10 protein-coding genes are annotated in these 11991 nt (G+C 72.0%); 5 read left to right on the forward strand and 5 right to left on the reverse strand.

Annotated elements, in window-relative coordinates; translation table 11 throughout:
- Positions 1-94 precede the first annotated feature (94 nt).
- Positions 95-1471: an amino acid permease gene (locus tag C1N81_RS29405; protein WP_394434095.1), complete on the reverse strand. Its 1377-nt coding sequence runs from the start codon at positions 1469-1471 to the stop codon at positions 95-97.
- Between the two features lie 282 nt (positions 1472-1753).
- On the opposite strand from C1N81_RS29405, the gene C1N81_RS29410 reads away from it, so the two are divergent.
- Positions 1754-2368, forward strand: a complete 615-nt coding sequence (locus C1N81_RS29410) for a biotin transporter BioY (RefSeq protein ID WP_394434098.1) — start codon at positions 1754-1756, stop codon at positions 2366-2368.
- Positions 2369-2371: 3 nt separating this feature from the next.
- Here C1N81_RS29410 and C1N81_RS29415 read toward each other — a convergent pair whose 3' ends face one another.
- Both C1N81_RS29415 and C1N81_RS29420 read right to left on the reverse strand, forming a co-directional pair.
- Positions 2372-3739, reverse strand: a complete 1368-nt coding sequence (locus C1N81_RS29415; protein WP_394434100.1) for an FAD-binding oxidoreductase — start codon at positions 3737-3739, stop codon at positions 2372-2374.
- 125 nt (positions 3740-3864) lie between these two features.
- Entirely contained in the window at positions 3865-4665 is an 801-nt protein-coding gene (locus C1N81_RS29420) for a hypothetical protein (RefSeq protein ID WP_394434102.1), read from the reverse strand.
- Positions 4666-4831: 166 nt separating this feature from the next.
- Between C1N81_RS29420 and C1N81_RS29425 the strand changes: the two genes are divergently transcribed.
- Positions 4832-6355, forward strand: coding sequence for a serine/threonine-protein kinase (locus C1N81_RS29425; protein ID WP_394434104.1), 1524 nt, complete (start codon positions 4832-4834; stop codon positions 6353-6355).
- Between the two features lie 18 nt (positions 6356-6373).
- Here the strand turns inward: C1N81_RS29425 and C1N81_RS29430 are convergent, their stop codons facing one another.
- Positions 6374-7813 (reverse strand): amino acid permease, encoded by a 1440-nt coding sequence (locus C1N81_RS29430; protein WP_394434106.1) that lies wholly within the window; start codon positions 7811-7813, stop codon positions 6374-6376.
- A gap of 184 nt (positions 7814-7997) precedes the next feature.
- On the opposite strand from C1N81_RS29430, the gene C1N81_RS29435 reads away from it, so the two are divergent.
- Both C1N81_RS29435 and C1N81_RS29440 read left to right on the forward strand, forming a co-directional pair.
- Positions 7998-8486, forward strand: coding sequence for a ribose-5-phosphate isomerase (locus C1N81_RS29435; protein ID WP_394434108.1), 489 nt, complete (start codon positions 7998-8000; stop codon positions 8484-8486).
- Positions 8487-8600: 114 nt separating this feature from the next.
- Positions 8601-9452 (forward strand): Fpg/Nei family DNA glycosylase, encoded by an 852-nt coding sequence (locus tag C1N81_RS29440; RefSeq protein WP_394434110.1) that lies wholly within the window; start codon positions 8601-8603, stop codon positions 9450-9452.
- Here the strand turns inward: C1N81_RS29440 and C1N81_RS29445 are convergent.
- Complete coding sequence (locus tag C1N81_RS29445) at positions 9449-10678, reverse strand: GNAT family N-acetyltransferase (protein WP_394434112.1); 1230 nt, start codon at positions 10676-10678, stop codon at positions 9449-9451. The two genes, C1N81_RS29440 and C1N81_RS29445, sit on opposite strands and share 4 nt — an antisense overlap.
- A gap of 140 nt (positions 10679-10818) precedes the next feature.
- Here C1N81_RS29445 and C1N81_RS29450 point away from each other — a divergent pair, with 140 nt between their 5' ends.
- Positions 10819-11988, forward strand: coding sequence for a PP2C family protein-serine/threonine phosphatase (locus tag C1N81_RS29450; protein WP_394434114.1), 1170 nt, complete (start codon positions 10819-10821; stop codon positions 11986-11988).
- Positions 11989-11991: the final 3 nt, after the last annotated feature.

The following is an 11991-nucleotide window of genomic DNA, read 5'->3' on the forward strand; positions in this document are numbered from 1 at the left end:
TGGGGCGTACGGGCTCCGGTCCGCCTGTCCCTTCTGGGCCACCCGCCGGCCCGGACACCCGGACCCCGGACACCCGGACCCCGGACACCCGGACTCAGGCGCGCCGCGCGCGCAGTTCCCGTACGCCCGCGACCGCGAGGACGAGGGCCGTCGCCCCCGTCGACCACAGCAGCTGCGGGCGCGCCGTGTCGTCGGTCAGCATCAGCCCGAACACCACGCCCATCGCGGCGAGCGCCGCCCACGTCAGCCACGGATACGCCCACATCTTCAGCACGAGCCGCTCGGGCGCCTCGGCCTCCAGGCGCCGCCGCAGCCGCAGCTGCGACACGGCGATCAGCGCCCACACGAAGAGGAGCACCGCGCCGACCGAGTTGAGCATGTAGAGGAACACCGTGTCCGGCCACTCCAGATTGAGCAGCACGGAGACGAAACCGAACGCCACCGACGCGAGCACCGCCCGGCGCGGCACCCCGCCCGCCACCTTCAGCAGCCCCTTCGGCGCCTCGTCGCGCTCGGCGAGCGAGAAGATCATGCGGGACGAGCCGTAGAGGTTGGCGTTCAGGGCCGAGAGCAGCGCCACGAAGACGACGATGTTCATGATCTGCCCCGCCGACGGCACCCCGACGGAGTCGAGGACGGTCACGTACGGGCTGATGCCCGCCTTCTGCGCCGTCCACGGCAGCACCGTCACGATCACCAGCATCGAGCCGACGTAGAAGAACAGGATCCGGAACACCGCGCTGCGCACCGCCCGCGCCACCGACCGCACCGGATCCTCGGACTCCGCCGCCGCGATCGTGACGACCTCCAGACCGCCGAACGCGAAGACGACCGCGAGCACCCCGGAGACGACGCCCTGCCAGCCCCGCGGCAGGAACCCGCCGTCGCCGGTCAGATGGGAGAGGCCCACGGCGTCCGTGTCGGGGAGCAGCCCGAAGATCGCCAGTGTGCCGAGGGCCAGGAACGCGATGATCGCGACGACCTTGAGCGTGGCGAACCAGAACTCGAACTCGCCGAAGTTCTTCACGGCGGCCAGGTTCGTCACCGTGAACACCACCATGAACAGCAGCACCCACGCCCACTGCGGCACCGCCGGCACCCAGCCGTGGGCGATCTGCGCGGCGCCCGTCGCCTCCACGGCGAGCACGACCACCAGCAGGAACCAGTACAGCCAGCCCGCGCTGAACCCGGCCCACCGCCCGAGCGCCCGCTCCGCGTGCACCGAGAACGAGCCCGACGCGGGCATCGCCGCCGACATCTCGCCGAGCATCCGCATCACGCACATCGCCAGCGCGCCCGCGATCAGGTACGAGACGACGATCCCGGGCCCGGCGACCGCGATCCCGGCGCCCGAGCCGACGAACAGACCGGCGCCGATGACGCCGCCGAGCCCGAGCATGGTCAGATGGCGCTGCTTGAGCCCGCCGGCGAGAGGTTCGTCAGGTTCGGCTGGGGTGGTTCGGTCGTGCATGAGGTGATCGGCCGGCTCTCGGGACTCACAGATGAATTGGCGGGAACCTACAGTCTCCCCGCCGGGCACCTCCCCGCGCAAAGCGGCCCTGAGCGCCCGTGTCGTCAGTGACGAGCGTCACCCCCCACGAGGTGTACGCGCGCCTCTTTGTACGGAGCCCACCAAGTCGCGCCCCGAGCCTTTGTCGACCGGTGACCGTGATCGGCCCGACCGCCCTGGGATAGCGTCACGGAGTCCCACCCTGCCCGCCCGCAAGGCGCCTTCACGAACGCGGAGTCCCCCATGAGCACCGCCACCTCCACCGCAGCAGTCGCCCGGCCGGGCAAGGTCCTGGCCGACCTCCTCCCGGCGTCCCGCACCAAGTCCGCCGGTGCTGCGAAAAGCGCGGCGCTCGTCGTCGGCGGCGCCGTGCTCACCGGCATCGCCGCGCAGATAGCCGTCCCCGTGCCGGGCTCGCCGGTGCCGGTCACCGGGCAGACCTTCGCCGCGCTCCTCGTCGGCACCGCGCTCGGCGCCCGCCGCGGCTTCCTCTCGATCGCCCTGTACGCGCTCGCGGGCATGGCGGGTATGCCGTGGTTCGCCGAGGGCGGCTCCGGCGCCTCGATGCCGTCGTTCGGCTACGTGCTCGGCATGCTGCTCGCCGCGACCGTCGTCGGCGCCGTGGCCCGGCGCGGCGGCGACCGTTCGGCGCTGCGCACGGTCGGCACCATGCTGCTCGGCGAGGCGATCATCTACGCGATCGGCGTCCCCTACCTGGCCCTCTCCACCGGCATGAACCTGACGGCGGCGATCGCCGCGGGCCTCACCCCGTTCCTGATCGGCGACGCGGTGAAGGCGGCCCTGGCGATGGGCGCGCTGCCGACGGCGTGGAAGCTCGCCGACAAGGCCGACAAGTAGGGCTCACCCCAGCACGCCGTAGTTCCTCCGGAAGAGGTTCGCCGGGTCGTACGCGGCCTTCAGTTCGGCGAGCCTCTTTCGCGTTCCCGGGTCGTACAGCCCGTCCGTACGGTCGCCGCCGCCGAAGGCGAAGTTGAGCGAGCGCCCGAGCGCGTGGAGGGCGACGGCGGCGAAGGCGCGGGCGTGACGATCCCGCGCCGCCTCCTTCGCCGACCCGTCGAGCGGCGACGCCGACCCGTCGAGCGGCGACAGGACCCGCACCAGCCACCCCGCCTCCCGGTAGGGCACCGCGTTCGGCGCCGGCCGGGACAGGGCGCCGCCGAGATGGTTGATCTGGACGACATGCATCGCGTCGGCGGCGGGCCCGCACAGGGCGAGCAGTTCGGCGGCGGCGGTGACGTCCAGCTCGCGCAGGAACACGCTGTCCCCGTAGTACGCGTGCGGGAAGGCCGGATCGTTGTGGATCGTGTGGCTCTCCCCGTACGGCATCGCGCGCAGGGTGTCGGTGACGGCGGGCCCGAGCGCGGCCCGCAGCGGCGCCACCAGCCGCTCGCCCTCCTCGGCGCCGCCGGTCGACGCGACCCGCACGGAGACCATGTACCGCCCGCGCAGGTGGGGCGGCAGTTGCGGCAGGTCGGGGTGGACGAGCGCGGCGAGCGAGGAGGTCAGGGTCTCCGGGACGGTCGCCGTCCAGTCGGCGTACGCGCGCAGGATGCCGGCGGGGTCGGTGGCCCGGCCGTCGTACGCGAGGAAGCCCCCGTAGAGGCGGGTGACGGGGACGAGGTCCATCTCCAGGGCGGTGACCGCGCCGAGCTGGGCGCCGCCGCCGAGCAGGCCCCAGAACAGCTCGGGGTCGGTGGCGGCGGTGACGTGCCGGGCGGTGCCGTCCGCGGTCACGACGTCGACGGAGCGGACGTGGTCGGCGGTGTACCCGAACTCCCGCCCGAGGATCCCGAGCCCGCCGCCGAGGACGTAGCCGACGACGCCGACGCTCGGGGCCGACCCGTTGAGCGGGGCGAGTCCGTGCGCGGCGGCCGCCTCGGCGACGGCGCCCCAGCGGGCCCCGGCGCCGACCCGTACGGTGCGGGCCACCGGGTCCACGGTGATCGCGGCCATCCGGCGCGTGCTGATGAGGACCCCGCCGTCGGCGTCGCCGGGCAGGCCGTGGCCGGTCGCCTGGACCCCGACGGGCAGCCCCTCGGCCGCCGCGTGGCGCACGGCGTCCCGTACGTCGCCGGGGCCGGTCGCGGCGTAGATGACGGCGGGCCGCTGGGCGAACCCCGTCTGGAACCCGGCGCGTTCGTCGTCGTAGCCGGGGTCGCCGGGGCGGAGTGTGCGGCCGGTCGCGGGGGTGGGGCGCGTCGTCGTCATGGCGCGTACTGTCCCCGCGAAATATGACAACTGCCGTCAGGTTTCTACGGCCTGCTTCTCCGCTTCCACTTCCGCTTCTGTTTCCGTTTTCGCTTCCGTTCCCGATTCCGCTGCGGGTGCTCGGCTCAGGCGGTCGGTTTGCGGGAGGTCCACCAGAGCCCGGCCCCGCCCGCGGCGATCAGTGCCGCGCCCGTCGCACCCAGCGGCAGCACGTCGCGCCCGGCACCGGTCGACGGCAGCGTCTTCTCGCCGCCGCCCTTGCCGCTGCCGCCCTTGCCGCTGCCCGTCCCGCCGCCCTGGTCCCCGGCCGGGGACGCGGGCTTGTTCTCGGTGCCGAGGAGCAGCGGGGTGACGGGCGCGTTCGGCGAAGGGCTCGTCGTACCGAACGGCACCGGGCCCTGCTGCCAGAACCTCTGCTTGCCGTCCGCGCTCTCGATGGGCAGGCAGATCTTTCCCGTTTTCGTGAGATCGAATGTCGCGGCGACTTTGTACGACCTCGATTTCCCTGCCGCGATATTGTCGATCGCGCAGGCGAATCCGCTGTTCGAGCCTTCCGGGAGATCGGCCGTGCCGATCGCGGTGCAGCCCGGCACTTCCTTGATCGCCATTCCGCCGAAACCGATGACGAGAAGATCGACCTTGCCGCTGTCCTTGGTGCCCTGATTGCTGACGCCGGCGACAAGATTACTGGTCTCCATGGTCGCATTGTCGACCGAGATCTTCTCGGAGAGGCCCGTGGAAAGTTTCACGCCCGCGGGCGCCTCGTCCACGACCTTGCCGCCCTCGCTGCTGCCAGGGCCGGGGCCGTGGTCCGCAGAGGCGGACGCGCTGGTGGTGGCGGTGGCGGTGAGAGGCAGGACCATCACCGTCGAGATCGTCGCGATCAACAGTGTCGCGGCTAATGTGGCCTGACGCCCTGAATTCATATCCGTCCCCCTGATTCGCAGTACATGAAGAGTTACCACAAGATTTCTCGCCACTATGCTGAGACGGCGCGAAGTGTCGATTCTGTGTCGGGTGTTTCGGGGGTGCAGTCGATTGCCTGGGAGTGCGGGGAATGCGGGGAATGCGAGCGGAGGCGTTCAGGGGCTGATGGTGGCGGCGCGCTATCGCCTGGACGCGTCCATAGGCCAGGGCGGAATGGGGCGGGTGTGGCGGGCGGTCGACGAGATACTCGACCGGCCCGTCGCCGTGAAGGAGATGCGCATCGACGGGCTCGGCCCGGAGGACGCGCGCACCCGCCGCGAGCGGACCCTGCGGGAGGCGCGCGCGACGGCCCGCATCGACCACCCCAACGTGGTGCGCGTCTACGACGTCGTGGACGAGGGCGAACGCCTGTGGATCGTGATGGAGCTGGTCGACGGCCGCTCCCTGGAACAGGTGCTCGTCGAGGACGGCCCGCTCGGTGTCGACGCGGTCGCCGATATCGGGCGGGGCCTCGCCGAGGCGCTGCGGCCCGTGCACGCGGGCGGCATTCTGCACCGGGACATCAAACCGGGCAACGTCATGCTGGAGCGGGGCGGGCGGCGCCGGGTCATGCTCACCGACTTCGGGATCGCCGCGATCCAGGACCAGACGGCCCTGACCATGGTCGGGATGCTCGTCGGCTCGCCCGACTACATGGCGCCCGAACGGGTTGCGGGGCGCCCGCAGGGCCCGCCCTCCGACCTGTGGTCCCTGGGCACGACCCTGTGCGCCGCGCTCGGCGGCCGCTCCCCGTTCAGCCGCGACACGACCCTGGCGACGCTCCACGCCGTCCTGTACGAGGAGCCCCACCTCCCGCCCGAGGCGGGCCGGCTCGCTCCCCTCCTGGCGGCCCTCCTGTCCAAGGACCCGCAGGACCGCCCGGACCTGGACACGGTGGTGCGGGCGCTGACCCCGCCCGTGGCGCCGCCGCAGCACCAGAAGCCCGCTCCCGCTCCGGAGCCCGCTCCCGCTCCGGAGCCCGCCCCATCTCCGGAGCCCGCCCCCGCCCTGGCGCCCGCCCCCGCCAGGGCACGGCGCCGCACCCCCCTCGTCGCCCTCGTCGGTGTCCTGGCCGCCGGGGTCGTCGTGGCCCTAGCGCTGACGCTGCCGGGGAACGACTCGTCCGGCGGAAAGGGCGAGGGCGGCGGGGGAGGGGCAGCGACCGCGCAGGCGCCCACCGTCGAGGGCACGTCGCGTCCCCCGGGCGGCCCGTCGCTGCCGCCCGGTGCGCGCCGGGAGGCCGGGTACGCGTGGGTGCCGCCGAAGGGGTGGGAGCGGGTGGTGAAGACGGCGTCGGAGGTGCACTACACGTCACCGGACGGCACCCAGGAACTCGTCGCCCAGTCGGCGCTGGCGAAGGACGACCTCCTCGCGACCTGGAAGAAGGCGGAGCTGGGCGCCCACCAGGGCCAGGACTACCGGAAGATCCGCCTCGACCGGACGACGTTCAGGGGCCGCCCGGCCGTGGTCTGGGAGTACCTCTTCACCCTGCGGGGCGAGCGCTGGCACGCCGAGCTGCTCGGGTTCGAGCAGGGCTCGCGGTCCTACCAGATCGGCACCTGGTACCGCCCGCGGACGCAGGGCCCGGCGCGGAAGGTGTACGAGCAGGTGAAGCGGACGTTCACGGTGCTCGGCCCGTCCGGCGCCTGACGGCCCCGCGCGCCTCGCCTACTGCGCGGACTTGCCGCGGGGCCGCACCCGTTCCCGTACGAGCGAGAACGCGACCACGAAGACCGCCACGAGCAGCGAGAGGACCACCTGCTCGCGCCCGGCGTCGTCCGTCAGCATGTACACGAGCACGAACGAGATCATCGCGATCGTCGCCCACGTCAGGTACGGGAACAGCCACATCTTCACGACGAGCTTCTCGGGCTGCTCGCGCAGGATGATGCCGCGCATCTTGAGCTGCGTGAAGCAGATGACGAGCCACACGAAGAGGGCGACGGCGCCGGAGGAGTTGAGCAGGAAGTCGAAGACGGTGTCCGGCCACTGGTAGTTGAACCAGACGGCGAGGAACCCGAAGACGACGGAGCCGAGGATCGCGGTGCGCGGCACGCCCCGCGACGTGGTCCGGGCGAACGCCTTCGGCGCGTCGCCGCGCTGTCCGAGCGAGAAGGCCATGCGGGAGGCGGTGTAGAGCCCGGAGTTCAGGCACGACAGGACAGCGGTGAGCACGATGACGTCCATGACCTGCCCGGCGTGCGGGATGCCGATGGAGTTGAGCGCGGCGACGTAGGAGCCGTCCTTGACGATCGAATCGTCGTTCCACGGCAGCAGGGTGAGGACGACGAAGATCGAGCCGAGGTAGAAGATGCCGATGCGCCAGATGACCGAGTTGGTGGCGCGGGTGACGGCCTTCTGCGGGTCCTCGGACTCACCGGCGGCGAGCGTGACAATCTCGCTGCCCATGAAGGAGAAGACGACCATCAGCACACCGGTGAGGATCGCGCCGGGTCCTTCGGGGAAGAATCCGCCCGCGTCGGTGAGGTGCCCGAACCCGTTGCCCGGGTTGTCCGAGCCGGGCAGCACGCCGAACACGGCGAGCAGGCCGACGATCACGAACGCGCCGATCGCGACGACCTTGATCCCCGCGAACCAGAACTCGAACTCGCCGTAGCTGCCGACCGCCGCCAGGTTCACCGCGGTGAGCACGACCATGACGATCAGCGCCCAGCCCCATTGCGGCACGCCCGGTATCCAGCCGTTCAGGATCTTGGCCCCGGCGGTCGCCTCGACGGCGAGCACCACGACCCAGAAGAACCAGTACAGCCAGCCGATGGAGAACCCGGCCCAGCGGCCGAGCGCCTGGTCGGCGTAGGCGGAGAAGGACCCGGAGGTCGGCCGGGCCGCCGCCATCTCGCCGAGCATGCGCATGACCAGTACGACCATGGCGCCGACCAGGGCGTACGAGACGAGGATGGCGGGTCCCGCCGCGGCGATGCCGGAGCCGGAGCCCACGAAGAGCCCCGCGCCGATCACGCCGCCAATGGCGATCATGGAGAGATGGCGGTTCTTCAGCCCGGCTTGCAGGCCGCCACCGCCACCTCCTGACCCTTCGGGGCCACCGGGCGAAGTGTCTTCCGTCGCAAGGGATGACTGCGAAGTCATGAACGGATCCTTAGGTTCTCGGGGTACGAGCCCTGGCATTCAAAGCGCAGAACCGCTCGGCGCGGAAGACCTGACTCCGGATTGTTGCCTTCGTTACGCGCACCCCGGCACCGGCCGGGCCCGGCCGGCCATGGTGTGCCCCCGGTCACCGCTACCCGGCGCGCGGCGTGCCACACTCGGACCCATGCGCGTGTACCTCGGCTCGGATCATGCCGGCTACGAACTCAAGAACCACCTGGTCGAATGGCTCACGGCCCACGGCCACGAGCCCGTCGACTGTGGACCCCACATCTACGACGCGGTGGACGACTACCCCCCGTTCTGCCTCCGCGCCGCGGAGAAGACGGCGGCGGACCCGGACTCCCTCGGCATCGTGATCGGCGGCTCGGGCAACGGTGAGCAGATCGCCGCGAACAAGGTCAAGGGCGTCCGCGCGGTGCTCGCCTGGAGCGAGCAGACCGCCGCGCTCGGCCGCGAGCACAACGACGCGAACGTGATCTCCATCGGCGGCCGGATGCACACCCAGGACGAGGCGACGAAGTTCGTCGAGATCTTCCTGTCCACCCCGTACAGCAACGAGGAGCGCCACCAGCGCCGCATCGACATGCTGTCGCGCTACGAGCAGACGGGCGAACTCCCGGAGATCCCCCCGCACCACCCGAAGCAGGCATAGCCCCTCCGAAGACACCTCCAAGCCCCTCCGGCGATTGAGGAGCGGGGTCCGGGGCGGAGCCCCGTGTCCTGCTCCTCAATCGCCGGCAGCAGTGCCCGCCCCGAGAGGAAAGCCGTGCCCGAGGGCCACACCATCCATCGCCTGGCCCAGGACCACGCCACCCGTTTCGCGGGACGAAAAATCCAGGTCAGCAGCCCGCAGGGCAAGTTCTCCGACGCTGCCGCACTCCTCACCGGCCAAGAGCTCACCCGCACGGAAGCCCACGGCAAACACCTGTTCCTGGGATTCGGCGGCGGAGGAGACGCGGACGGGGACGGCGACGGAGCCCACTGGGTCCACATCCACCTGGGCCTCTTCGGCAAGTACACCCTCGGCGACACCCCCGCCCCGCCCCCCACGGACACCGTCCGCCTGCGCCTGCTCACCGACACGTCCTTCTCGGACCTGCGCGGCCCCACGGCCTGCGCCCTGATCACGGACGCGGAGAAGGACGCGATACACGACCGCCTGGGCCCGGACCCGCTGCGCCCCGACGCCGACCCGGCCAGGGCCTACGCCCGCATCTCCCGCAGCCGTACGACGATCGCCGCGCTGCTGATGGACCAGAAGGTCATCGCGGGCGTCGGCAACGTCTACCGGGCCGAGGTCCTCTTCCGCCACGGCATCGACCCGTACACCCCGGGCAAGGACCTCACACCGGCCCAACTCGCCGCCCTCTGGGACGACTTGAAGACGCTGATGCGCGAGGGCGTCCGCCTCAACCGCATCGACACGGTCCGCCCGGAGCACACCCCCGAGGCGATGAACCGCCCGCCCCGCGTCGACGACCACGGCGGCGAGGTCTACGTCTACCGCCGCGCGCCCCAGCCCTGCCACCTGTGCGGCGCGGAGATCCGCACGGCGGAGCTGGCGGCCCGCAACCTGTTCTGGTGCCCGGCCTGCCAGCCGCCCGCCGCCAGGGGCTAGAACCCGTGCTGGAGCCAGGGCGCGACGGGTGACCCGAAGGCCACCGTCGCCTCCGCGAGCGCGCCCTCGCGCAGCTCGCGCACCCGCCCGGCCCCGGCCAGTTCGGCCAGGGACACGTCGCCGAGGTAGGCGGCGCCCAACTCCCGTACGGACAGGGCGAGATCGGCGGTCTCCTCCGTACGCTCGCAGGACGCGCCCTTCGCGTCGCCGGACAGCCGCCACCGTCCGCCGTTCCACGGACAGAAGCGGTCCTCGACCTCGATCACGACGTCCACGGGCGTGAGATACGTACGCGCTTCGAGGGCGGCCCCGACGTCCACCAGACGTACGTGCATCGAGTCCCGTACCCGTACCTCGCACCGCCGGACGTCGGAGACGAGGGAGAACACCGGATCGTCCACGGGACGGTTGCGCGCCTCCACCGCGACCGTCAGGTCGATGTCGCACAGGAACCGCCACAGCGCCGCGTACGCCGCCGGGTCGAGCGCCGTGACGTCCCGGGCCCGGACGCGGCCCTTCGGCCCCGCCCACTGCGACTCCGGCTTGTTGTGGAACCGGGCGTAACCGACGGTCTCCCCGCCCCGCTCGGCGACGACGCACAGCAGCGGCGACGCCCCGCCGCGCTCCTCCGGCGCGTCGAGCAGCGGCAACCGCTCCCATCCGGGGTTCCGGGCGAGGTTGCCGGGCCGCGCGCCGACCGTGCGCAGGTACACCGCCTCGCACCGCTCGGCCGCCTCGGCGGCGTCGACGAACCGCAGCCGTACGTCGTCGGCCCCGGCCGGGGCCTCGATCCGGACCCGCGTCGAATCGATGGTCAGGGCCGCCTGCCGGGTGCCGACGCCGTAACCGAACCGGCCGTAGATCTCGGGCTCGGACGCGGTGAGCACGGCGAGGGGCTCGCCCCAGGCCCGCACGTCGTCGAGCTGGCGGCGCATCATCGACGTCAGGATGCCGCGTCGGCGGTGCGTCGCCGCGACGCTCACCATCGTCACGCCCGCCGCGTCCACGAACGCGCCGCCCGGCACCGCGACCCGGAACGCGAACGCGCCCGCCGTACCGACGCACTCCGCGCCGTCCCACACCCCGACCGAGCGGTCCACAACGGTCAGGTCCTCCCACAGCCGCCGCTCCGGCGGCGACTCGGCGACCCCGCCGAAAGCCAGCTCCAGGCGGCCGTACCAGCGCTCGAACTCGTCCTTGCGCAGCACCCGTAAGTCCGTCGTCATGCGCCATCCCTACCAGGACGAGCCGGACAGGAGCGAGCGAATTTCCCGGCTGGTGACCCGTGCCCGGGTGTGCCCGAAAAGGGGGACAAGTGGGACCACCCGTGCACAGATCCGGGCCCGGTGGATAAGGTCCACGAGCAATGGCCGTACGAAGAGAGCGGCGCGCGGGCGAACAGCGCTCGGCGGCGGAGACGTTCCCGGCCCGGTTGAAGATGCGTGTGCACCGGGTCCGCACCGCCGTGCGCAAATCCGGCGTCGACTACTTCCGCGGCGACGGCTCGGACTGGATCGCCCTCGCCGGGCTGCTCCTCACCATCCCTCTCATCACCCTCTTCACGATCCTCGACCCGGTCTGGTGCACGCCCACCGTCCTCGTCCTGCCGATCGTCGCGGGCGGCCTCGTGCTCCGCCCGGCCAGCCTGCTCGGCCTGTACGCGGCCGCCGCGGCGGCGCTGATCGTGGAGTCCGTCCAGCTCGGCCCGTACTCGCAGCGCGCGGCGGGCGTCACCCCCGGCACCGTGCTCACGGTCGCCGCCTGCGGCTTCTTCGGCCTCCTGATAGCGCAGTTCCGCAGCCGGGTCGGGGTGCCCTGGCGGCGCGGCGGCACCATGCTCTTCGACCTCCGCGAACGCATCCGCACGCAGAGCCGCCTGCCGCAACTGCCGGCCGGCTGGCACCGTGAGATGGCGCTGCGGCCGGCCGGCGGACAGTCCTTCTCCGGCGACTTCGTGGTGGCCGCCCGCACACACAACGGGCGCACCCTGGAAGTCGTCCTCACCGACGTCTCCGGCAAGGGCATGGACGCGGCGTCGCGGGCCCTGCTTCTCGCCGGAGCCTTCAGCGGCCTGCTCGGCTCACTGCCCCCGCACGCGTTCCTGCCGGCGGCCAACGGGTACCTCCTCCGCCAGGACTGGGACGAGGGCTTCGCCACCTCCATCCACCTCGTCCTGGACCTCGAATCCGGCGACTACGAGCTGTACTCCGCGGGCCACCCGCCGGGCCTCCAGCTCAGCGCCGGGACGGGCCGCTGGGAGGAGAAGGCGGCGGAAGGCCCCCTTCTCGGCGTCTACGACGGGGCGGAGTTCGACGCCACCAAGGGCACGCTGCGCCCCGGCGACGTCCTGATGCTCTTCACCGACGGCCTCGTCGAGACGTCCGACCGCGACATCTCCGAGGGCATCGACCGGCTGACGGGCGAGGCCGACCGGTACGTCCAGGGCGGCTTCCACGGCGCCGCCTGGCATCTGATCGAGGCGGTCGCCAAGGACGTGAACGACGACAGGGCGCTGCTGCTGATCTGCCGGGATTGACAG

This window comes from Streptomyces sp. SGAir0957 (assembly GCF_043523415.1).